Here is a 21,859-nt window from a genome sequence, read left to right on the forward strand (position 1 = left end):
CGGAGGGCTCGCTAGTTAGGTAAGGCATACCTAAGCTTGCTCGCTCTCCGGTGTCAACGCCGCCCCCGCGCTCCCTCGTGCCCCAACTGCGCCGCGCCTTACGCCCGCTGGCCCGCCGTCACCCCGCGTCCTCCTCCAGGCCCCAGCTGTGGATGCGCCGCGGATGGATGCGGATCAGCTCCTCGCTCAGGTGCGGGCCCAGCTCGTGCGGCCCGGTGAGCAGCTCCGCGTCGCCGCGGACGTCCACGCCCCGCACCTTCCACGGCCGCTCGCTCACGATGTCGTCCACGACCAGCGCCACTTTCGGATTCGCCTGGAGGTTGCGCCACTTCTTGGTCGTGCCCATCGCGTAGCCGCCGATGAGGATCGTGCCGTCGTCCTGTGGGAAGAAGCCGACGGGGTTGGCCTGCGGCTGCCCGTTCGGGTCGACGGTGGCGAGCCTGCCCAGACGCCGGGACTTCAGATACGCGCGCTCGGCCGCGCTGAATTCGGTCATGGGGTGAGGCTGGCACGCGGACCTCGTGCGCGCACCGGTGCGCGGTCCCACGTCACGGGCGGCATAGGCGTCATGGGCCCGGGGCCCTCCGGAGGCGGCCGGGCGCTCATCCCCTGGCGAGCACCGCGCCCACCCACGCGCCCACGATCAGCAGACACGCGTACAGCTCCACGAACACGCTCCAGCCGCCCGCCCGCAGGGCCGACCGCACCGCCGTCACGGCCTCGCCGCGCCCACCGAGCCGCAGCCGCTCCGCCAGATACATCCCGCCCACGAACCCGGGCGCCGCGCCGAGCACCGGGAGGAGGCAGAACCCGAGCAGCGCCCCGGCCCCCGCGTACGCGGCCAGGCGGTGGCTCGCCCCCGACTCCCGAAGGCGCCGGGGCGGCAGCTGCCAGCGCACCGCCCGGGACAGCAGGAGCACCAGGGTCGCGCCCACCAGGACCCCCCAGGCCAGGCCGTGCGGGTCCTGGAGCGCCCACCACAGCACCCCGGCCCACACCAGCCACGAGCCGGGTACGCCGGGCACAAGGACTCCGCAGAGGCCGAGCAGCATCACCACCCCGACCAGTGCGAGTTCCCACGCTCCCATCTGCCCAGGGTGCAGGAGCGGGTGCGAAACCGCAGGTCGCGTTAGTCCCCGCGCCTCCGCGCCCGGGCCGGTCGGCTAGCCGCGGGCCGGTCGCGGGGCGCCCGCCTCGCGGGCCACCCAGCCCCGTTCGTACGCGTGCCAGCCCAGCTGGAGCCGGGTCGTCACGCCTGTCAGCTCCATCAGCCGCTTGACCCGGCGCTGCACCGTGCGCAGGCCGAGGTCGAGCTGTTTCGCCACGCTCGCGTCCGTCATCCCGGCGAGCAGCAGCGACAGGACCTCCAGGTCCGTGCCGTCGGGCCCGTCCGCGGCCTCGCGCACCGCGCCGCCCTCGCCGAGCCGCAGCGGCAGCGCGCCCCGCCACACCGCCTCGAACAGGCCCGTGAGGGACTCCAGGAGCCCGCTCGCGTGCACCACGAGCGCCGCGGGCTCCGCCGTCCGCGAGGTCAGCGGCACCATCGCGAGCGAGCCGTCCGCGATCACCAGCTTCGTCGGTACGCGGTCCACGACCCGCACCCGCTCCGCCCGGCCCATCGCCTCCGCTATCTCGGTCAGGCCCGTCGGCGCGGCCAGCACCGAGCGCTCCACCACCACGCGGTAGGCGACGCCCCGGCTCGCCGCCTGCTCCTCCGCGTCGTTCTCCATGCCGGTCACCGCGACCGGCCTGCCCGTCACCAGGGCGCACACCTCGCGGCTCGCGCCGAGCTGGAGCTGGAGGAAGCGCTGGGATACGGCGGCCGCGCCCGTCACCACCTCGACCAGGTCGTGCACGGTGGGCTCGGCCGCCCCGCCCCGGAACTCCTCGGCGAGCAGCGTCGCCGCCAGCTCCGCCTGCTCCAGCTCGTGCCGCCGCTGGGTGAGCAGCGCGCCCAGGGCCACGCCGGGCGGCGCCGCCACCCAGCGCCCGGCCCGGCCCGACGCCTGCGCGGCGAGGCCGTGCCGTTCGAGCCGGCGCAGCGCCCGCTCCGTGTCCGGCTCGGCGAGCGTGAGGCGGCGCGCCAGGTCCGGCACGTCGGCTGCCCCGACCGACACCAGGGCGCGGTACGCCGCCTCGTGCGTCTCGTCCAGACCAATAGCGGCCAGCATGCGGCGGCTCCCTCCCCGATCACTCCGGCGCGTTCCTGCTGTTCCGCCCTGGCTGGCGGAAACCGGCCACGGCGTAAACCCGCCGCGAACATCATCACCGCACCACCTGCCGGTCTGCCAGGGTGGCCTCCTCGCCGGGCGGTCCTCCCGTGGGGGGTGGGCCCGCCCGGCACCTCGCGCCACCCCCGGCTGGAATTTCCGGATGCACCGTTTTCGTACGGCCTGTGCGGTGGACAATAGGGGCATGAGCCAGCAGGGGGAGAGGCCCACCGGTCAGGAGGCCGACTGGTGGGCGCAGTTGTACGACGAGGCGAGGGACGACACGGGGCCCGCGGCCGCGGGCGATTCCCTGGACGACCGGTTCGCGTCGGCCGCGGGCACGGTGGGCCCGGAGGCGGGCGCCCCGCCGGGTCCCGCCTCCACCGCTGATTCCCGGGGCGGCCGGTCCGCCCCGCGGGACGCCACCACGTACGCCGCGGGCAGCGCGCGGGTCGGGCCCGCCGACGACGGTCCGCCCGCCCCCACGAGGCCGCCCGACGAGTTCCGCCCGAAACCCCCGGCGGGGCGAGCCGAGCCCCCGCCTCCACCCCGCAGGCCCTGGCCCCCCGAGCCCCCGGCCCGTACGCCGGACGCCAAGGCTTCGCCTTCGGCAGGCAGCGCGGGACCCCCGAGCGCCGGGCCTTGGCCAGAGGCGGACGAACCCCCGGCGCCGGGTGCCAGGCCCTCGCCTTCCGCAGGCGGTGCGGAACCTCCAAGTGCCGGGCCCCCGCCCCCGAGCGGCAGGCCCTGGTCGGAGAAGGCCCAGCCCCCGGCCCCCGCACGGCCCCCCGGCGTCGAACCGCCCCGCAGCCCCGCGGCACCCCCGGCGGCACCCCCCGCACCACCCGGCCCGGCCCCGGCCGTACCCCCGCGCACGGATCCCCCCACCTACCGCGCCCCCGCTCCCTGGACGCCCGCCACCCCCGCCGGCCCCGTCACCTTCCCCTCCGCGCCCGAGCGGCCCGCCGCGCCTCCCGTCCGTTCCTCCACGGAGAGCAGCGATGCCACCGTTCCGGCCTCGCGCACCCCGGAGAGCTCGGCGGAGCCGGATGCCCAGGGGCCCGTGGTCGAGGCCCTGGAACTTCCCGCGAGGGCGTACGTGGGCGACGGACCCCCGACGTACGAGGCCGAACCGACGGGCCTGCCCGCGGCCGACCCGGACGACCTCGGCAGCCTCGTCGCCGACACCGTGCTCGACGGCGCCCGGTACGGCTCCAGCACGCTGCGCGCGGTCTCCGTACGCGGGGACTCGGCCCGGTACCGCGCCGAGCCGCGCCGGGACGCGCTGCTCACGGCCCGCTTCGGCGCGGGCGACGATGCCCTCGTCCTGGTCGCCATGGCCACCGGCGCCCGGGCCACGGCGGGCGCCCACCGCGCGGCGGCCGACGCCTGCGCGTGGATCGGCCGCGCCGTGGGCCGCAGCCACGCCCGGCTCGCGCAGGACATCAGGGCCGCGCGGCGCGGCGACCTGAAGTCAGGGCTTCACCGGCTCACCGACCGCAGCCTCGGCAAGCTGCGCGCCCGCGCCGCGGACCTCGGCCTCCAGCCGGACGAGTACACGGCATCGCTGCGCTGCCTGCTGCTGCCCGCCGACCCGCGCTGCCGCACCCGGGTGTTCTTCGGCGTCGGCTCCGGCGGCCTGTTCCGGCTGCGCGGCGGCGAGTGGCAGGACATCGAGCCGCGCGTCGCCACCACGTCGGGCGCCGCCGTCGTCGGCTTCGGTTCGCCGCCCACCGAGACCCCCGAGGGCGACCGGCTCACCATGGACCTGGGCATCACCTCGCCCCCGAGCCCGTACGAGCCCGCGCCCGCCCCGCCCCGCGACCCCTTCCGCTTCCGCGCCTCCGTCGCCCGCCCGGGGGACGCGCTGCTGCTGTGCACGGGCGGCCTCGCCGAACCGCTGCGCGGCGAGCCCGAGCTGTCCCGGCACCTCACCCGCCGGTGGGCCGAGGGCGGGCCGCCCGGCCTCGCCGCGTTCCTCGCCGACACCCAAGTACGGGTCAAGGGGTACGCCGACGACCGGACGGCCGCCGCCGTTTGGGAGGCGTGAGCGCGCCCCGTGTGAATTCATGGACCCATAGCGACCGAAGGGGTGCATGAAGACATGGCCAAGCAGAACGTCGCCGAGCAGTTCGTCGACATCCTCGTCCGCGCCGGGGTCAAGCGCCTGTACGGGGTCGTCGGCGACAGCCTCAACCCGGTCGTGGACGCCATCCGCAGAACCGAGGCGATCGACTGGATCCAGGTCCGGCACGAGGAGACCGCCGCCTTCGCGGCCGGCGCGGAGGCCCAGATCACGGGCACCCTGGCCGCCTGTGCGGGCTCCTGCGGCCCCGGCAACCTCCACCTCATCAACGGCCTCTACGACGCCCACCGCTCCATGGCCCCGGTGCTCGCCCTGGCCTCCCACATCCCGTCCTCGGAGATCGGCCTCGGCTACTTCCAGGAGACCCACCCCGACCAGCTCTTCCGCGAGTGCAGCCACTACAGCGAGCTGATCTCCAACCCGAAGCAGATGCCGCGCCTGCTCCAGACCGCCATCCAGCACGCCGTGGGCCGGTCCGGCGTCAGCGTCGTCTCGCTGCCCGGCGACATCGCCTCCGAGCCCGCGCCGGACAAGGCCGCCGAGACCGCCCTCGTCACCTCGCGCCCCTCCGTGCGCCCCGGCGACGCCGAGATCGACAGGCTCGCCGCGATGATCGACGAGGCGGACAGGGTCACGCTCTTCTGCGGCAGCGGCACCGCGGGGGCGCACGCCGAGGTCATGGCCTTCGCCGAGAAGCTCAAGGCCCCCGTCGGGCACGCCCTGCGCGGCAAGGAGTGGATCCAGTACGACAACCCGTACGACGTGGGCATGAGCGGGCTGCTCGGCTACGGCGCCGCGTACGAGGCCACCCACGAGTGCGACCTGCTGATCCTGCTCGGCACCGACTTCCCGTACAACGCGTTCCTGCCCGACGACGTGAAGATCGCCCAGGTCGACGTGCGGCCGGAGAACCTGGGGCGCCGCTCGAAGCTGGACCTCGCGGTCTGGGGCGACGTGCGCGAGACCCTGCGCTGTCTCACCCCGCGCGTCTCGCCGAAGTCGAACCGCAAGTTCCTCGACAAGATGCTGAAGAAACACGCCGACGCGCTCGAAGGCGTGATCAAGGCCTACACCCGCAAGGTCGAGAAGCACGTCCCGATCCACCCCGAGTACGTGGCGTCGGTCCTCGACGACCTGGCCGACGACTCCGCGATCTTCACCGTCGACACCGGGATGTGCAACGTCTGGGCCGCCCGCTACCTCACCCCGAACGGCAGGCGCCGCATCATCGGCTCCTTCAGCCACGGCTCCATGGCCAACGCCCTGCCCCAGGCGATCGGCGCCCAGTTCGTCGACCGCGGGCGGCAGGTGATCTCCATGTCCGGCGACGGCGGCTTCACCATGCTGATGGGCGACTTCCTCACGCTCGTGCAGTACGACCTGCCGGTGAAGGTGGTCCTCTTCAACAACTCGTCCCTGGGGATGGTGGAGCTGGAGATGCTCGTCGCGGGCCTCCCCTCGTACGGCACCGCCAACCACAACCCCGACTTCGCGGCCGTGGCCCGGGCGGCCGGCGCCTACGGCGTGCGCGTGGAGAAGCCCAAGCAGCTCGCGGGCACCCTCAAGGACGCCCTCGCCCACAAGGGCCCCGCCCTCGTCGACATCGTCACCGACCCCAACGCCCTGTCCATCCCCCCGAAGATCAGCTCCGACATGGTCACCGGCTTCGCCCTCTCCGCCAGCAAGATCGTCCTGGACGGCGGAGTGGGCCGCATGGTCCAACTGGCCCGCTCCAACCTGCGCAACATCCCGAGGCCGTAGCCCTCGCGGGCGCGCCCCAGACCCGCCCCTCCCCGAACCAGGGGGGCCTCCGGCCCGCACCGGAGACTTTCAGCCCGTCCGGCGTTTGAGGACGAGGCGCGGAGCGCCGAAAGAGCGGGGGCCCGGGGGCGCAGCCCCCCGGTGACGGCAAGGCGTGGCTCAGCTGCCCGCGAAGTGCTCCCGCACCAGGGACTGCACCACGCCCAGGTCGCCCACGACCAACGCGTCGAGGAGGGCCGTGTGTTCGGCCGCGTCCGCGACCAGGTCCGCGCGGCGGGCGTGCACGGGGCCGGTGACCAGGGGCCACTGCGAGCGCCGGTGGAGGTCGTCCGCGACCTGGACGAGCTGCCCGTTGCCGGAGAGCCCGAGCAGCGCCCGGTGAAAGGCCCGGTCCGCGTCCGCGTAGCGGGCCCGGTCGCCGGCCGCGGCGGCCGCCACGGTCGCCTCCGCGAGCGGGCGCAGCGCCTCCCACCGCCCGGCGGGCACGCTCCGGGCGAGCCGCAGCATCACCGGTACCTCTATCAGGGCCCGCACCTCGGCCAGCTCGCCGAGTTCCCGCGCACCGCGCCGCGCGACCCGGAACCCCCGGTTCGGCACGACTTCGACCGCGCCTTCGAGGGCGAGCTGCTGCATGGCCTCGCGCACGGGCGTCGCGGAGACGCCGAAGCGCTCCCCGAGGGCGGGGGCCGAGTACACCTCGCCGGGGGCGAGGTCGCCGTCGACGAGCGCGGCCCGCAGCGCGTCGAGGACCTGCCCGCGCACGGAGCTGCGCCGCACGCCGCCGCGCGCCCCCGGGTCCTGCTCCGGGGCCCTCGTGGGGGCGCGGCGGGCGGCGGCCTCCGTCACACGCGCTCCGGCCCGCTCCACTGTTACCTCCCGCTCCCGCGTCCCCGCGGCCCACCCGTCACGTATGGGATCGCACCGGGGTCGAAACGTACGACCCGAATCACCCGAGAAGCACCTTAGGCGGACCGCACTCCAGTTGAAACCTCGATCATGTTGGGTAAGGTTAGGCTTACCTGCAATCGATCGTGATTCGGCGGTCCCGCATGTCCGTTCCCACCCTGGAGCCCGGCGCCCGGCACACGGCGCCCCGCCACAGCCCCGTCACGGGCGCCTACGCCCGCCTCACCGAGGTGTACCCCGGGCTGCGGATCCAGGAGCTGGCCGAGGACGAACAGGCGCCCCGGGGCGACGGCTGGGTCTCCGTGGCGCGGCTGGCCGAGGCGGGCCCGGAGTTCGAGGAGTTCCTCGCCTGGGACGAGGCCCAGGTCCTCAAGGACTACGGCCGGCGCGCCCGCCCCGACGTCGTGGCCAGCTTCGCGCTGCACCGCTACGCCTGGCCCGCCGTCCTGCTGATCACCGTGCCGTGGTTCCTGCACCGCCGCGTCCCGCGCTACCCCGTGGAGCACGTCTCCTTCCAGCGCGCGCTCGGCAAGCTGGCCGTGCGCCCCACCGCCTTCGCCTGTCTGCCGGGCGACCCGGCGGCCGCGCTGCCCGGCGCCACCGTCGTACCGGACGAGGAGGCGCTGCGCGCCGAGGTGCGGGCCGCCGTGGCCGAGCACCTGGGTCCGCTGCTCGACGGCTTCGGGCCGCGCATGCGGCGCCGCGGGCGCGCGCTGTGGGCCATGGCGACGGACGAGATCGTCGAGGGCATCTGGTACGTCGCCCACCTCCTCGGCGAGGAGGAGCGCGCCACCGCCGAGCTGGAGCGGCTGCTTCCCGGCGCCACCAAGCCGTACGTCGGCACGGCCGCCTTCCGCGAGCTGACCGGGCCGAACGGCGAGAAGCTGCCCACCCGCGACCGCGCGAGCTGCTGCATGTTCTACACGCTGCGGCCCGAGGAGACCTGCGTCACCTGCCCGCGGATGTGCGACGCGGACCGCGTCGCCAAGCTGGCCGCCGAGGCCGCCGCCTGACCCGCTCAGGTCCGCTCCGCCCGGGCCCCGGCCCGTCCCGTCGTCCCCGCGCGCCCGTCTAATCGAACTCAACTCGCATATTCCTGGCAGTAGTTCGAACGATTCCCGGCGTGGCGCGGTCCTTGCCACCCACTTGGCGTCCTCTTGCCGGAAAACCCCTTGAGCGCCGTCGGGCGTGGGTCACTATGGCGCCCGAAACGCCCTACCGCGACGCAAGGGACCCCAGATGAGACTGACCGACATATCGCTGGACTGGCTGCTGCCCGGCGGCGTCCTGCTCTTGGGCATGGCAGTGGCGGTGGCGGTGCTCGCACGGGGCAAGAAAGCCCAGACGAAGGCGGCCGCCGCTGACGACTCGTGGGAACGCAACGAGGAGCGCCGCAGGCGCAAGGAAGTCGTCTACGGCACCGCCTCCTACGTCCTCCTCTTCTGCTGCGCGGCCGTCGCCGCGGCCCTCTCCTTCCACGGCCTGGTCGGCTTCGGCCGGCAGAACCTGAACCTGTCGGGCGGCTGGGAGTACCTGGTGCCGTTCGGGCTCGACGGGGCCGCCATGTTCTGCTCCGTGCTCGCGGTGCGCGAGGCCAGCCACGGGGACGCGGCGCTCGGCTCGCGGCTCCTGGTGTGGACGTTCGCGGGGGCCGCCGCCTGGTTCAACTGGGTGCACGCGCCGCGCGGGCTCGGCCACGCGGGCGCGCCCCAGTTCTTCGCCGGGATGTCCCTGTCCGCCGCCGTCCTCTTCGACCGGGCGCTCAAGCAGACCCGCCGCGCCGCCCTGCGCGAGCAGGGCCTCGTACCGCGGCCGCTGCCGCAGATCCGGATCGTACGGTGGCTGCGGGCGCCCCGGGAGACCTTCGGCGCGTGGTCGCTGATGCTCCTGGAGGGCGTGCGCACGCTCGACGAGGCCGTCGAGGAGGTCCGCGAGGACCGGCGCGAGAAGGAGCAGGCCAGGACGCGCCGCCGCGACCAGGAGAAGCTGTCGCGGGCACAGCTGAAGGCCATCAGCAGGGGCCGTGGCTACCACGGGCGCGGGGGTCGGCAGGCCGACGTCCCGGCCGTGCCGCAGTCGATGGGGTCCGCGCAGGTCGGCGCGGACCCTGCCATAGCGGCGCCGCCGCAGCAGGAGCAGTTGCCCGTGCGGTCCCGTCCCTCCCTCCAGGCCGTCAAGGGCGGCCCTGAGACCGTGACGGTCGATCTCACGGCCGAGGACGACACGCAGACGATCCCCCGCCTCGACTCCCTGGAGCGCAAGCTGAAGGACCTGGAGCAGCAGTTCGGCTGACCCTCATGGGGCAACGCCGGACGGGCTGGAAGTCTCCGGCTCGGGCCGTGGGCATTCAGCCGGTCCGGCGTTCAAGGAGCGGCGGGCTAGAGGCGGTCCGCGTCCAGCTCGAACCAGACCGCCTTGCCCACGCCGTGCGCCCGTACGCCCCACGCGTCCGCCAGGGACTGGACGAGCATGAGGCCGCGGCCGTGCGTGGCGTCGCCCGCCGCGGGCGTCCGCACCCGTGGCCGCCGGCCCACGAAATCCCGGACCTCGACCCGCAGCCGCCGCGGCCCCACCGTCGCCGTCAGGACGGCGTCCCGGTCCGTGTGCACCAGGGCGTTCGTCACCAGCTCGCTGGTGAGCAGCTCGGCCACGTCGGACGAGTCGGCGCGCCCCCAGCGCCGCAGCAGGTCCCGCAGCGCCGCCCGGGCCTCGGACACCGCCCTGAGGTCGGAGCGCCCCAGTCTGCGCCGCAGCTGGAGCCCGCTCTCACCCGTCACACCGTCGACTTGATGGTCCTCTCGTCTCACTGAGGCCGCCCCCCAACCGATGGCGGCACCTCCTTGCGCGTACCTGGCCATGACCCCCGCCCACAAGTCCGTCATCGAACATGCTCACGGGATGCATGCCCGCCCCACTTGGCGCCACTCATGTCCATTCGTCAACCAACGAAGCGGATGCGCCGATGGGTTGAGGGGAAGTGAAGCCGAGTACCACTCGGGATCGACCATGTGGAGGAGCCGCCGTGCACGACGACCGACTGCTGGTGGAGGAGCGCCTGGAACGCGCGGTGCGGCAGTTCCTCCGGCCCGCCCAGTACGCCGACCGCGTGCCGCTCACGCTGTCGGTGTGGCACGCGCCGGGCGAACCGGTGCCCGTCACCGAGGCGCTCGCGGCGGCGTACGAACCCTTCGGCACCGGCACCGCCTGGGGAAGGCCCTGGTCGACGAGCTGGTTCCGCATCGAGGGGCAGGTGCCGCAGGCGTGGCGCGGGCGGCGCGTTGAGGTGGTCCTCGACCCGGGGTTCACCGGCGAGGGGCCCGGGTTCCAGGTCGAGGGCCTCGTCCACGACGCCGCGGGGGTCCCGCTGAAGGGCATTCACCCGCGCAACCGGCACGTCCCCGTCGTGGCCCGCGCCCAGGGCGGCGAGCCGGTGCGCCTGTTGCTTGAGGCGGCGGCCAACCCGGCGGTCCTGCACGACTTCGTACCGACCCCGCTCGGCGACGTCCTGACCGCGGGCGATCGGCCGATGTACCGATTCGCCGCTGCCGACGTGGCCGTACTCGACGAGGCCGTCTGGCATCTGCTCCTGGACATCGAGGTCCTGTCGGAGCTGATGGGCGAGTTGGACGCGGCGCGTCCGCGGCGCCACGAGATCCTCCGGGCCCTGGAGGACATGCTCGACGCGCTCGATCTGCACGATGTGCGGGGCACCGCCGCCGCGGCCCGCGCGGAGCTGGCCGAGGTGCTCGCGCGGCCCGCGCACGCCAGCTCCCACCGCGTGTCGGCCGCCGGGCACGCGCACATCGACTCGGCGTGGCTGTGGCCGCTGCGCGAGACGGTGCGCAAGGCGTCCAGGACGTTCGCGAACGTGACCGCGCTCGCGCGTGACTATCCGGAGCTGGTCTTCGCCTGCTCGCAGGCGCAGCAGTACGCGTGGGTCAAGGAGCACCAGCCGCACATCTGGGAGCGGATCAAGAAGGCGGTGACCGAGGGGAACTGGGCGCCCGTCGGCTCGATGTGGGTGGAGTCGGACGCGAACATGCCGGGCGGGGAGGCCCTGGCCCGGCAGATCGTGCACGGCAAGCGCTTCTTCCAGGAGGAGTTCGGGGTCGAGACCGAGGAGATCTGGCTGCCCGACTCCTTCGGGTACACGGCCGCCTTCCCGCAGCTCGCGCGGCTCGCGGGCGTGCGCTGGTTCCTCACCCAGAAACTGAGCTGGAACCAGTCCAACAAGATGCCGCACCACACCTTCTGGTGGGAGGGCATCGACGGCACGCGCGTCTTCACGCACTTCCCGCCCGTGGACACCTACAACTCCCAGTTCCTCGGCTCCGAACTGGCCCACGCCGAGCGGAACTTCGCGGAGAAGGGGCGCGCGACCCGCTCCCTGGTGCCGTTCGGCTGGGGTGACGGCGGGGGCGGGCCGACCCGCGAGATGCTGGAGCGGGCCCGCAGACTGCGGTCCCTGGAGGGCTCGCCGCGGGTCGAGATCGAGAAGCCGTCGGCGTTCTTCGCCGCGGCCGAGGAGGAGTACGGCGAGCGGGCGCCGGTGTGGTCCGGCGAGCTCTATCTGGAGCTGCACCGGGCGACGTACACCACCCAGGCGGCCACCAAGCGCGGCAACCGGCGCAGCGAACACGCCCTCAGGGAAGCCGAGTTGTGGTGCGCCACGGCCGCGCTCAAGGACCCCGGGTACGCCTATCCGTACGATGCCCTCGACCGGCTGTGGAAGACGGTCCTGCTGCATCAGTTCCACGACATCCTGCCGGGCTCGTCCATCGCGTGGGTGCACCGGGAGGCGCGGGACACCTACGCACGCGTGCTCGCCGAGCTGGACGGCATCACCGCGGACGCGGTACGTCACCTCGGCGCGGGCGAGGTCAGTGTCCTGAACGCGTCGCCGTACGCGCGCAGCGAGGTCGTCGAGCACGACGGCGCGCTCACGCATGTGCACGTGGGCCCCTTCGGCACCCGCGCTCTCGCCGTCGCCGCAGATCACGAGCGGGCACCGGAGGCGGTGACGTCGGCGACGCGGACCGGCACCGAGATCATCCTGACGAACGAGCACCTGCGCGTGACCGTCGACGCCGACGGGCTGCTCGCCTCCGTGCGGGACCTGGACCACGACCGCGAGGTCCTCGCGCCCGGGACCCGCGGCAACCTCCTCCAGCTCCATCCGGACCACCCCACCCGCTACGACGCCTGGGACCTGGACAAGCACTACCGCCACCGGCACACCGACCTGACGGCCGCGGAGTCCGTGGAGCTGGTCGAGGACGGGCCGCTGCGCGCCTCCGTACGGGTCGTACGCGCCTTCGGGATCGGTTCGCGGATCACGCAGGAGCTGCGGCTCGCGGCGGGCGCCCGCCGCATCGACGTGGTCACGGACGTGGACTGGCGCGAGTCGGAGAAGGTGCTCAAGGCCGCCTTCCCGCTGGACGTGCACGCCGAACGGTCCGCGGCGGAGATCCAGTTCGGGCACGTCCACCGGCCGACGCACGCCAACACCGGCTGGGACGCTGCCCGGTTCGAGATCTGCGCGCACCGATGGCTGCGGGTGGGCGAGGACGGGTACGGGGTCGCGGTCCTCAACGACTCGACGTACGGGCACGACGTGACGCGCGCCGAGCACACCGACGGGCTCGGCACCACCGTGCGCCTCACGCTCCTCCGGGCGCCGCACAGCCCGGACCCGGAGACGGACCTGGGGCCGCACCGGTTCACGTACGCGCTGCTTCCCGGGGCCGAGGTGGGGGACGCCGTGGCCGAGGGGCTCGCGCTGAACCTGCCGGTGCGGGTGGCGGAGGCGGGCGACGTCGCGCCGCTCGTGCGGGTCGACCATCCCGGGGTGACGGTGGAGTCGGTGAAGCTGGCGGAGGACCGGAGCGGGGATGTGGTGGTGCGCCTCTACGAGTCCCGGGGCGGGCGGGCTCGGGCTGTGCTGACCTCGGCGTTCGCCGTCGCCCACGCCGAGGTCACGGATCTGCTCGAACGCCCCCTCCACCCCGCCACCACCACCGGCGCGGGCCTCACCCTCTCCTTGCGGCCCTTCCAGATCCTGACACTGAGGCTCCGGCCGGCGTAGGGGTCCCCTCGCGGCGCGTCGGCCTTCGGCCTCGTCCTCAAACGCCGGACGGGCTAAATGATCTCGACTGCGGCCCAGCGGACAGTTTCAGCCCGTCCGGCGTTTGAGGACGAGGGGCGGGTCTGGGGCACTCCGCGAGGGCTACGCGGCCGGGGCCGGTGGGGTCAGTTGGGGGGCCAGCCAGGAGGGGACGCCGCCGAGGAGGCGGAAGAGGCGGGTGGCCTCGGCGCGCAGGCGGGAGGACTCGGGTTCGGGCTCGGCGTCGGCGAGGGCGGCGAGCGCGGGGGCCGTGCCGACGAGGAAGCCCAACTCCTCCCGCAGCCGCAGGGATTCGGCGAAGCCGTGCCGGGCCTCCGCCAACTCCCCCTCGCGCAGGGCGAGTCCGGCGAGGTGCCGCCAGGTGAAGGAGAGCAGGAGGGAGTCCTCGTGCGCGGTGGCCCCGGCGTGGGCGCGCCGGTACGCGGCGCGCGCGGCCTGCGGCGAGTCGGCGAGGTGCTCCGCGACCAGGCCGCGGCGGAAGTCGAGCAGGGCCCGCCCGATCGCCCCGGGGGCGAGCAGCGCGGCCGCCCGGCCGAGCGCGGTACGGGCCTCGTCGGCCCGGTCGCGTACCCCCAACACGGTGGCGGCGTAGGCGAGTTGACCGCGCTCGCAGGCCGCGGCCCCGCGCGCGTCGTCATCGTCGGCGACGGCCTCCGCCGTCCGCAGGCTGTCCTCGGCCTCGCCCCACCCCTCCCCGGTGAACAGACAGCGCTCGACGAGCAGGGAGGTTCTCTGGAGCGCGGCGGCCGCGCCCTCCCGGGGCGCGAGCAGTGCTGCGGCGTCGGTCCAGCAGCCGCGCGAGCGCAGCCGCCATACCGCGGTCTGGAGTGGATCGTGCCCTGAGCCATTTCCCGTACCAGACATGGCGGTATGCGCCACGTTGCCCTCCCCTAGCGCACCATTGAGCTGTTGAGTCGTGGGCGAATCTCAGCACGGATCGGCGCGCCTGGCCAAGGGGGTGGGTGAAGGATTTCACAAAGTTGGGGGAGGCGGATGGTGTCGTTTTGGGCTACGCCGACCGGTTCACGCCCGCGCGCGTGGCTCAGCTCATGCGCAATGCCAAGAAGAAATCCAGCTTGTCCTCCAGGCGCGCGAGGTCACGGCCCGTCAACTGCTCGATTCGGCCCACGCGGTAGCGCAGTGTGTTGACGTGGAGGTGCAGCCGGGTCGCGCAGCGCGTCCACGAGCCGTCGCAGTCGAGGAACGCCTCCAGGGTGGGGATGAGCTCCGCCCGGTGGCGCCGGTCGTACTCGCGCAGCGGGTCCAGGAGCCGGGCCGTGAAGGCGCGGCGCACGTCGTCGGGCACGAACGGCAGCAGCAGCACGTGGGAGGCCAGCTCCTGGTGGCCCGCGGCACAGACCCGGCCGGGGCGTGCGGCCGCGACCCGGCGGGCGTGCCGGGCCTCCTCCAGGGCGCCGCGCAGGCCCTCCGCCGAGTGCACGGCCGCGCTGACGCCGAGGGTGAGGCGGCCGTCGTCGGCGAGGCCCGCCGCGAGGGGTTCGCGCACGGCGGCCAGGAGCGCGTCGGCGAGCAGGCCCGCGTCGCCGCCCTCGGCCTCCGGGGACATCGCCGGGAGCGGCACCAGGGCGATGGCCTCGTCGCCGGTGTGCGCGACGGCGATCCGGTCGGACGGGTCGGGGCCCGCGGTCGCCGGGTCGACGAGGATCTCCTCCAGGAGCGCCTGGGCGACGGGACCGCTCTCGATCCCCGCGCGGCGCCCGCCGGCGGCGTCGGCCGACGGCCCGCCCTGTACGTCGTCCCACTCCACGCGGGCCACCACGACCTGCCAGTGCGGGGCCGCGCCGAGCCCGGGAAGCAGCACAGGGGCCGCGACCCGCAGCCGCGCGGCGATCTCGGCGGGGGCGGCACCCGTCTGGACCAGTTCGAGGACCTCCTGGGCCAGGCGGCGGCGCACCGTGCGCGCCGCGTCCCTGCGGTCCCGCTCGACGGCGATCAGCTGGGTCACGCCCTGGAGCAGGTCGAGCCGCTCCTCGGGCCAGTCGCCCGCGTCGGCCTCGACGGCGAGCAGCCAGTCGGAGAGCACGGTCTCGCGCACGTCCCGGGAGGCGCCCGCGCTGCCCCGGCCGCTGGAGCGGATGGGGAACAGTGAGTAGGTGAGGCCGTCCACGGCCACCCGGTGCGGGCCGCGCCGCCCGGTGCGGGCGGCGGCCAGGTGCTCCCCGGCGAGCCGCGCGCGGATCGGGGCCGAGAGGCCGGGCGCGCCCGCGGCCGCCCCGGCGATGGCGCGCCCGGCGGGGGAGAGCACCCAGGCGCGCAGGTCCAGGTCCGAGCCGAGCAGGTCGAGGACCACGTCCGGGCCGCCGCCCGCGGGGCCCGACGTCATCAGGCGGCGGTGCCGGTCCACGACGGCCGCGAGGTCGCCCGCGCGCTCGCCGGAGACCTGGCGCACCACGTGCTCGGTGATCGTCGCGAAGGCCACCGACTCGTTGACGGCGAAGAGCGGGAGCCGGTGCCGGGCACAGGCCTCGACCAGGTCCTCGGGGATGTCGCCCAGCTCGGCCTCGCCCGCGGCGAGCGCCGCGACCCCGGCGGTCGCGAGGATGCGGACGAAGGGCTCCGTGTCGGCGGCGTCCCGGCGCCAGGCGAGGCCGGTGAGCACCAGCTCGCCGCCGCCCAGATAGCGGCTGGGGTCGCGCAGGTCCGTGGTCATCACGCCCCGCACGGTGCGGTCGAGCTCGTCCTCGCCGCCGAGCAGCCTGAGGCCCAGCGCGTCGGTGTCAAGGAGTGCGCGCAGCCGCATGGTGTCGTCGCCGCCGATCTGTCTCGATTTCGTGTGCGCCCGGCCGCGCCGGGGGGTCCGGGGGCCGTGGGCCCCGGCGTCCTGGCGGTTTCCGGGGGAATCCGAAGAGGTTACTGGGGCCTGTTCTTCATATGAATCTACAAGACTCGCGGCTTGGCCTGCCAACTCCTTCATGGTTTCGGTGACTGACCCCATCGGAGGAGCGGGCGGTGTACTTGCCCCACTCCGCGTTAACAGGACATGAACGAGCAGTCGAGAGGCGTACGGCCCACATGGCCGGATCGATCGCCTCCACTCGGAAGCCGCGCCCCCGCCGCCACCCGGAAGGCGGACAGCCGCTTCCCCCGGAAGACCGCGACAGGCGTTCACGATCAGCAACATCGCCCCCGGTCGCGCGCACCGCGTACGAACACCGAGCACGATGACGACGCACGATTACGAAGAGAGAGCCACTCATGGACTTCCTTCGCCCCGCCAGCTGGGAGGAGGCGCTCGCCGCGAAGGCCGAGCACCCCACGGCTGTGCCGATCGCGGGTGGCACCGACGTCATGGTCGAGATCAACTTCGACCACCGGCGTCCGGAGTACCTCCTGGACCTCAACCGCATCGGTGAGCTGCGGGAGTGGGAGGTCGGCGAGGACACCGTCCGGCTCGGCGCCTCCGTTCCGTACACCGACATCATGGAGAACCTGCGCGCCGAGCTGCCCGGCCTCGCGCTCGCCTCGCACACCGTGGCATCGCCGCAGATCCGCAACCGCGGCGGCGTCGGCGGCAACCTGGGCACCGCGTCCCCGGCCGGTGACGCCCATCCGGCGCTCCTCGCCGCGGGCGCCGAGGTCGAGGCGGAGTCCGTGCGCGGCACCCGGCGGATCCCGATCGACGACTTCTACACCGGGGTGAAGCGCAACGCGCTCGCCCCGGACGAGCTGATCAGGGCCGTGCACATCAAGAAGGCCGAAGGACCGCAGCAGTACTCCAAGGTGGGTACGCGCAACGCCATGGTCATCGCCGTGTGCGCATTCGGCATCGCGCTGCACCCCGGCACCCGCACCGTGCGCACCGGCATCGGCTCCGCGGCCCCCACCCCGATCCGCGCGAAGGCCGCCGAGGAGTTCCTGGACGCGGCCCTGGAAGAGGGCGGCTTCTGGGACAGCAAGAAGATCATCACCCCGTCGGTCGCCAAGCAGTTCGCGGAGCTCGCCGCCGGTGCCGCCAACCCCATCGACGACGTCCGCGGCACCGCGAGCTACCGCCGCCACGCCGTCGGCATCATGGCCCGCCGCACGCTCGGCTGGGCCTGGGAGTCCTACCGCGGCGACGGCCGCAGCACGGAGGGAGTCGCGTAATGCGTGTCAACTTCACGGTCAACGGCCGGCCGCAGGAAGCCGACGACGTGTGGGAGGGCGAGTCCCTGCTGTACGTGCTGCGCGAGCGCATGGGCCTGCCGGGCTCGAAGAACGCCTGCGAGCAGGGCGAGTGCGGCTCCTGCACGGTCCGCCTCGACGGCGTGCCGGTGTGCGCCTGTCTGGTCGCGGCCGGGCAGGTCGAGGGCCGCGAGGTCGTCACCGTCGAGGGCCTCGCCGACTTCGCCAAGCAGCGGGCGGAGCACGCCGGGTGCGCCCCTGAGGCCTCGGGCGCCTGTGGGGTGTCCCTGGATCAGGCCAAGCGCTGGCAGGCGGGGCCCGCCGACTCCCACACCGGCGAGGGCACCGAACTCTCGCCCGTCCAGCAGGCGTTCATCGACGCGGGCGCCGTCCAGTGCGGCTTCTGCACGCCGGGCCTGCTCGTCGCCGCCGACGAGATGCTGGAGCGCAACCCGGACCCCTCGGACGCCGACATCCGCGAGGCCCTCTCCGGCAACCTGTGCCGCTGCACGGGCTACGAGAAGATCCTGGACGCGGTCCGCCTCGCCGCCGCGCGCCAGACCGAGGAGGTCTGAGGACATGGCCGACACCCGCACCACGGGCATTCCCGCCAACGTCACCCAGGGGTCGCAGACCAAGGGCGGCATCGGCGAGTCCACGCTGCGCCCGGACGGCACCCTCAAGGTCACCGGCGAGTTCGCGTACTCGTCCGACATGTGGCACGAGGACATGCTGTGGGGCCAGATCCTGCGCTCCCCGGTCGCGCACGCCGAGATCGTCTCCATCGACACCGGCGAGGCCCTGGCGACCTCCGGGGTCTACGCGGTCCTCACGTACGACGACCTGCCGACCGACGTGAAGAACTACGGCCTGGAGATCCAGGACACCCCGGTCCTCGCGCACGGCAAGGTCCGCCACCACGGCGAGCCGGTGGCCCTGGTGGCCGCCGACCACCCGGAGACCGCGCGCCGCGCCGCCGCCAAGATCAAGGTCGAGTACCGCGAGCTGCCCGTCATCACCGACGAGGCCAGCGCGACGGCGCCGGGCGCGGTCCTCGTCCACGAGGGCCGCGACGACCACCACGCGGGCCACGTCCCGCACCCGAACATCGTGCACCGCCAGCCGATCGTCCGCGGCGACGCGGCCGCGGCCGCCGAGCGGGCCGATGTGATCGTCACGGGCGACTACACCTTCGGCATGCAGGACCAGGCCTTCCTCGGCCCCGAGTCCGGCCTCGCCGTACCGGGCGAGGACGGCGGCGTCGACCTGTACGTGGCCACCCAGTGGCTGCACTCGGACCTCAAGCAGATCGCCCCGGTGCTCGGCCTGCCCGAGGACAAGGTCCGGATGACGCTCGCCGGGGTCGGCGGCGCGTTCGGCGGCCGCGAGGACCTGTCGATGCAGATCCACGCCTGCCTCCTGGCGCTGCGCACCGGCAAGCCCGTCAAGATCGTCTACAACCGCTTCGAGTCCTTCTTCGGGCACGTCCACCGCCACCCCGCCAAGCTCCACTACGAGCACGGGGCCACCAAGGACGGCAAGCTCACGCACATGAAGTGCCGGATCGTCCTGGACGGCGGCGCGTACGCCTCCGCGTCCCCGGCCGTGGTCGGCAACGCCTCCTCGCTGAGCGTCGGCCCGTACGTCGTCGACGACGTGGAGATCGAGGCCGTCGCGCTGTACACCAACAACCCGCCCTGCGGCGCCATGCGCGGCTTCGGCGCGGTCCAGGCGTGCTTCGCGTACGAGGCGCAGATGGACAAACTGGCCGCGAAGCTCGGAATGGACCCCGTCGAGTTCCGGCAGCTCAACGCCATGGAGCAGGGCACGATCATGCCGACGGGGCAGCCGGTCGACTCCCCGGCCCCGGTCGCCGAACTCCTGCGCCGGGTCAAGGCGATGCCGCTGCCGCCCGAGCGCCAGTGGGAGACCACCGAGGGCTCGGACGTGCGCCAGCTTCCCGGCGGCCTGTCCAACACCACGCACGGCGAGGACGTCGTCCGGGGCGTCGGCTACGCGGTCGGCATCAAGAACGTCGGCTTCTCCGAGGGCTTCGACGACTACTCGACCGCCCGGGTCCGCATGGAGGTCGTCGCGGGCGAGCCGGTCGTCACCGTGCACACCGCGATGGCCGAGGTCGGCCAGGGCGGCGTCACCGTGCACGCGCAGATCGCCCGTACGGAACTCGGCGTCACGCGGGTGACCATCCACCCGGCCGACACCCAGGTCGGCAGCGCGGGGTCGACGTCCGCGTCGCGCCAGACGTACGTCACCGGCGGCGCGGTCAAGAACTCCTGCGAGGCCGTCCGCGAGAAGGTCCTGGAGATCGGCCGGGCGAAGTTCGGCACGTACCACCCGGCGTGGGCCACCGCCGAACTCCTCCTGGAGGGCGGCAAGGTCGTCACCGACGGCGGCGAGGTCCTGGCCGACCTCGTGGACGTCCTGGAGGGCGAGGCCGTCGACATCGAGCTGGAGTGGCGCCACCGGCCCACCGAGCCCTTCGACCTGCGCACCGGGCAGGGCAACGGCCACGTCCAGTACTCCTTCGCCGCGCACCGTGCCGTCGTCGAGGTCGACACCGGGCTCGGCCTGGTCAAGGTGATCGAGCTGGCCTGCGCGCAGGACGTCGGCAAGGCGCTCAACCCGCTCTCCGTGCTCGGCCAGATCCAGGGCGGCACCATCCAGGGCATGGGCATCGCGGTGATGGAGGAGATCGTCGTCGACCCCAAGACCGCGAAGGTCAGGAACCCGTCCTTCACGGACTATCTGCTCCCGACCATCCTCGACACGCCGACCATCCCGGTCGACGTCCTCGAACTCGCCGACGAGCACGCCCCGTACGGGCTTCGCGGCATCGGCGAGGCCCCGACCCTGTCGTCGACCCCGGCGGTGCTCGCCGCCATCAGGAACGCGACGGGCCTCGAACTGAACAGGACGCCGGTCCGCCCGGAGCACCTCACCGGAACCTGACCGCCCCCCCCGCCCTCCGGGCGGTGTGTGCCTCCCAGGAACGTCACACTTCCGCCAGCCCACACCGCCCGGAGCCGCCGAGCACCGCGCCGCTCGCGGTCGTCACGCTCCTCGTGAGCCCCCGTTCGTCTCGGGCCGTCCCCCGGGTCGTGCAGCCAGTCACCATCCCAAATCCCGCGGCTGACGCGGGTGCCCCTGTGAACCTTGGGAGTAGGCACCATGACCCAGCAGTCCCTGGAGCCCAAGACCACCGCGGAGGACGCGGGCCGCGGCTCGCGCGTCCCCGCCGGGCGGTCTTGGCTCGACCGGTACTTCCACATATCCCACCGGGGATCGACTCTCGCGCGTGAGGTGCGCGGCGGCATCACGACCTTCATGGCGATGGCGTACATCGTCCTGCTCAACCCGCTGATCCTGTCCGGCAAGGACGCCGCGGGCGACACGATGGGGCAGAAGGCCCTGATCACCGCGACGGCCTTCGCCGCGGCGGTCACCACGCTGCTCATGGGCTTCGTCGGCAAGGTGCCGCTGGCCCTGGCGGCCGGGCTCTCGGTGTCCGGCGTGATCGCGTCCCAGGTGGCGCCCGAGATGACGTGGCCGCAGGCCATGGGCATGTGCGTGATGTACGGCGCCGTGATCATGCTCCTGGTGGTCACCGGCCTCCGCGAGCTGATCATGAACGCGATCCCGCTCGCCCTCAAGCACGGCATCACCATGGGCATCGGCCTGTTCATCGCCATCATCGGCCTGGTCAAGAGCGGCTTCGTGCACCAGGGCAAGGCGACCCCGCTCACCCTGGGCCCCGCCGGTGAGCTGGCCGGGTGGCCCGTCCTGCTGTTCGCGGGCACCCTGCTGCTGATCTTCATGCTCCAGGCCCGCGAGACGCCCGGAGCGATCCTCATCGGCATCGTGACCGGCACGGTCGTCGCGGTCGCCCTGAACGCGATGGACGTCATCGACCCCAAGCAGTGGGCCAACGGCGCCCCCGAGCTGCACGGCAGCGCGGTGTCGTCGCCCGATTTCTCGCTCTTCGGCGACGTGGAGTTCGGCGGCTGGGGCGAGGTCGGCGCGATGACGGTCGGCATGATCGTCTTCACCCTGGTCCTCGCGGGCTTCTTCGACGCGATGGCCACGATCATCGGCGTCGGCACCGAGGCCAACCTCGCCGACGACAAGGGCCGCATGCCCGGTCTGTCGAAGGCCCTGTTCATCGACGGCGCGGGCGGCGCGATCGGCGGCGTCGCCGGCGGCTCGGGCCAGACCGTCTTCGTGGAGTCCGCGACGGGCGTGGGAGAGGGTGCCCGTACGGGGCTGGCCTCGGTCGTCACCGGTCTGTTCTTCGCCGCGTGCCTGTTCTTCACCCCGGTGACCGCGATCGTCCCGCAGGAGGTCGCGTCCGCCGCGCTGGTCGTCATCGGAGCGATGATGATGATGAACGCCCGGCACGTCGACTGGGCCGACCGAGCCACCGCGATCCCGGTCTTCCTGACCGTGGTCCTGATGCCCTTCACCTACACCATCACCACCGGTGTGGCCGCGGGTGTGATCAGCTGGGTCGCCATCAAGATCGCCCAGGGCAAGGCGCGGGAGATCGGGGCCTTCATGTGGGGCCTGACCGTGATCTTCCTCGTGTACTTCGCCCTCAACCCCATAGAGAGCTGGCTGGGCGTCCACTAG

The 21,859-nt window shown here is 73.5% G+C and carries 17 protein-coding genes; 9 read left to right on the plus strand and 8 right to left on the minus strand.

The features are described 5' to 3' along the window. Positions 1-118 precede the first annotated feature (118 nt). The 4 genes from CP982_RS32185 to CP982_RS43265 all read right to left on the minus strand — a co-directional run bounded on the left by CP982_RS32185 (position 119) and on the right by CP982_RS43265 (position 2,696). Complete coding sequence (locus tag CP982_RS32185) at positions 119-496, minus strand: PPOX class F420-dependent oxidoreductase (RefSeq protein WP_150513660.1); 378 nt, start codon at positions 494-496, stop codon at positions 119-121. A gap of 106 nt (positions 497-602) precedes the next feature. After that, positions 603-1,088, minus strand: a complete 486-nt coding sequence (locus CP982_RS32190) for a DUF456 domain-containing protein (RefSeq protein ID WP_150513661.1) — start codon at positions 1,086-1,088, stop codon at positions 603-605. Positions 1,089-1,163: 75 nt separating this feature from the next. After that, a complete protein-coding gene (locus CP982_RS32195) occupies positions 1,164-2,171 on the minus strand; it encodes a helix-turn-helix transcriptional regulator (RefSeq protein ID WP_150513662.1) in 1,008 nt (335 codons plus the stop codon). Positions 2,172-2,444: 273 nt separating this feature from the next. Continuing rightward, positions 2,445-2,696, minus strand: coding sequence for a hypothetical protein (locus CP982_RS43265; RefSeq protein ID WP_150513663.1), 252 nt, complete (start codon positions 2,694-2,696; stop codon positions 2,445-2,447). 577 nt (positions 2,697-3,273) lie between these two features. On the opposite strand from CP982_RS43265, the gene CP982_RS43270 reads away from it, so the two are divergent. Then, positions 3,274-4,260 carry a protein phosphatase 2C domain-containing protein gene (locus CP982_RS43270; protein ID WP_425329811.1) on the plus strand — a complete coding sequence of 329 codons (987 nt, stop codon included), beginning with the start codon at positions 3,274-3,276 and terminating at the stop codon, positions 4,258-4,260. A gap of 54 nt (positions 4,261-4,314) precedes the next feature. Beyond that, positions 4,315-6,057: a pyruvate dehydrogenase gene (locus tag CP982_RS32210; RefSeq protein WP_150513664.1), complete on the plus strand. Its 1,743-nt coding sequence runs from the start codon at positions 4,315-4,317 to the stop codon at positions 6,055-6,057. Positions 6,058-6,216: 159 nt separating this feature from the next. Here the strand turns inward: CP982_RS32210 and CP982_RS32215 are convergent, their stop codons facing one another. Further along, positions 6,217-6,903 carry a GntR family transcriptional regulator gene (locus CP982_RS32215; RefSeq protein ID WP_372503450.1) on the minus strand — a complete coding sequence of 229 codons (687 nt, stop codon included), beginning with the start codon at positions 6,901-6,903 and terminating at the stop codon, positions 6,217-6,219. A 203-nt stretch (positions 6,904-7,106) separates the two neighbouring features. Here CP982_RS32215 and CP982_RS32220 point away from each other — a divergent pair, with 203 nt between their 5' ends. Together CP982_RS32220 and CP982_RS32225 are read left to right on the plus strand one after the other, a co-directional pair. Beyond that, complete coding sequence (locus CP982_RS32220) at positions 7,107-7,976, plus strand: (2Fe-2S)-binding protein (protein ID WP_150513666.1); 870 nt, start codon at positions 7,107-7,109, stop codon at positions 7,974-7,976. A gap of 226 nt (positions 7,977-8,202) precedes the next feature. After that, a complete protein-coding gene (locus tag CP982_RS32225) occupies positions 8,203-9,255 on the plus strand; it encodes a DUF2637 domain-containing protein (protein WP_150513667.1) in 1,053 nt (350 codons plus the stop codon). 86 nt (positions 9,256-9,341) lie between these two features. Here CP982_RS32225 and CP982_RS32230 read toward each other — a convergent pair whose 3' ends face one another. Beyond that, a complete protein-coding gene (locus tag CP982_RS32230) occupies positions 9,342-9,821 on the minus strand; it encodes an ATP-binding protein (protein ID WP_150515823.1) in 480 nt (159 codons plus the stop codon). A gap of 164 nt (positions 9,822-9,985) precedes the next feature. On the opposite strand from CP982_RS32230, the gene CP982_RS32235 reads away from it, so the two are divergent. Continuing rightward, complete coding sequence (locus CP982_RS32235) at positions 9,986-13,048, plus strand: alpha-mannosidase (protein WP_150513668.1); 3,063 nt, start codon at positions 9,986-9,988, stop codon at positions 13,046-13,048. Positions 13,049-13,189: 141 nt separating this feature from the next. Here CP982_RS32235 and CP982_RS32240 read toward each other — a convergent pair whose 3' ends face one another. Together CP982_RS32240 and CP982_RS32245 are read right to left on the minus strand one after the other, a co-directional pair. Beyond that, positions 13,190-13,966: a hypothetical protein gene (locus tag CP982_RS32240; RefSeq protein WP_144321604.1), complete on the minus strand. Its 777-nt coding sequence runs from the start codon at positions 13,964-13,966 to the stop codon at positions 13,190-13,192. Positions 13,967-14,129: 163 nt separating this feature from the next. After that, positions 14,130-15,848 carry a PucR family transcriptional regulator gene (locus CP982_RS32245; RefSeq protein WP_150513669.1) on the minus strand — a complete coding sequence of 573 codons (1,719 nt, stop codon included), beginning with the start codon at positions 15,846-15,848 and terminating at the stop codon, positions 14,130-14,132. 455 nt (positions 15,849-16,303) lie between these two features. On the opposite strand from CP982_RS32245, the gene CP982_RS32255 reads away from it, so the two are divergent. The 4 genes from CP982_RS32255 (at position 16,304) to CP982_RS32270 (ending at position 21,859) form a co-directional block, all read left to right on the plus strand. Beyond that, positions 16,304-17,194, plus strand: coding sequence for an FAD binding domain-containing protein (locus tag CP982_RS32255; protein ID WP_150513670.1), 891 nt, complete (start codon positions 16,304-16,306; stop codon positions 17,192-17,194). Beyond that, positions 17,194-17,787: a (2Fe-2S)-binding protein gene (locus CP982_RS32260; RefSeq protein ID WP_150513671.1), complete on the plus strand. Its 594-nt coding sequence runs from the start codon at positions 17,194-17,196 to the stop codon at positions 17,785-17,787. The genes CP982_RS32255 and CP982_RS32260 overlap by 1 nt, the downstream gene beginning before the upstream one ends. A 4-nt stretch (positions 17,788-17,791) precedes the next feature. Further along, complete coding sequence (locus CP982_RS32265; protein WP_150513672.1) at positions 17,792-20,182, plus strand: xanthine dehydrogenase family protein molybdopterin-binding subunit; 2,391 nt, start codon at positions 17,792-17,794, stop codon at positions 20,180-20,182. Between the two features lie 219 nt (positions 20,183-20,401). Beyond that, positions 20,402-21,859, plus strand: a complete 1,458-nt coding sequence (locus CP982_RS32270; RefSeq protein ID WP_150513673.1) for an NCS2 family permease — start codon at positions 20,402-20,404, stop codon at positions 21,857-21,859.

The organism is Streptomyces spectabilis (assembly GCF_008704795.1).
GTDB lineage: Bacteria > Actinomycetota > Actinomycetes > Streptomycetales > Streptomycetaceae > Streptomyces > Streptomyces spectabilis.

What these genes read in the sequence shown, in the direction of transcription:
- CP982_RS32185 (WP_150513660.1), bottom strand. Translation starts at nt 496, where the DNA reads ATGACCGAATTCAGCGCGGCCGAGCGCGCGTATCTGAAGTCCCGGCGT.
- CP982_RS32190 (WP_150513661.1), bottom strand. Translation starts at nt 1,088, where the DNA reads ATGGGAGCGTGGGAACTCGCACTGGTCGGGGTGGTGATGCTGCTCGGC.
- CP982_RS32195 (WP_150513662.1), bottom strand. Translation starts at nt 2,171, where the DNA reads ATGCTGGCCGCTATTGGTCTGGACGAGACGCACGAGGCGGCGTACCGC.
- CP982_RS32210 (WP_150513664.1), top strand. Translation starts at nt 4,315, where the DNA reads ATGGCCAAGCAGAACGTCGCCGAGCAGTTCGTCGACATCCTCGTCCGC.
- CP982_RS32220 (WP_150513666.1), top strand. Translation starts at nt 7,107, where the DNA reads ATGTCCGTTCCCACCCTGGAGCCCGGCGCCCGGCACACGGCGCCCCGC.
- CP982_RS32225 (WP_150513667.1), top strand. Translation starts at nt 8,203, where the DNA reads ATGAGACTGACCGACATATCGCTGGACTGGCTGCTGCCCGGCGGCGTC.
- CP982_RS32230 (WP_150515823.1), bottom strand. Translation starts at nt 9,821, where the DNA reads ATGGCCAGGTACGCGCAAGGAGGTGCCGCCATCGGTTGGGGGGCGGCC.
- CP982_RS32245 (WP_150513669.1), bottom strand. Translation starts at nt 15,848, where the DNA reads ATGCGGCTGCGCGCACTCCTTGACACCGACGCGCTGGGCCTCAGGCTG.
- CP982_RS32255 (WP_150513670.1), top strand. Translation starts at nt 16,304, where the DNA reads ATGGACTTCCTTCGCCCCGCCAGCTGGGAGGAGGCGCTCGCCGCGAAG.
- CP982_RS32260 (WP_150513671.1), top strand. Translation starts at nt 17,194, where the DNA reads ATGCGTGTCAACTTCACGGTCAACGGCCGGCCGCAGGAAGCCGACGAC.
- CP982_RS32265 (WP_150513672.1), top strand. Translation starts at nt 17,792, where the DNA reads ATGGCCGACACCCGCACCACGGGCATTCCCGCCAACGTCACCCAGGGG.
- CP982_RS32270 (WP_150513673.1), top strand. Translation starts at nt 20,402, where the DNA reads ATGACCCAGCAGTCCCTGGAGCCCAAGACCACCGCGGAGGACGCGGGC.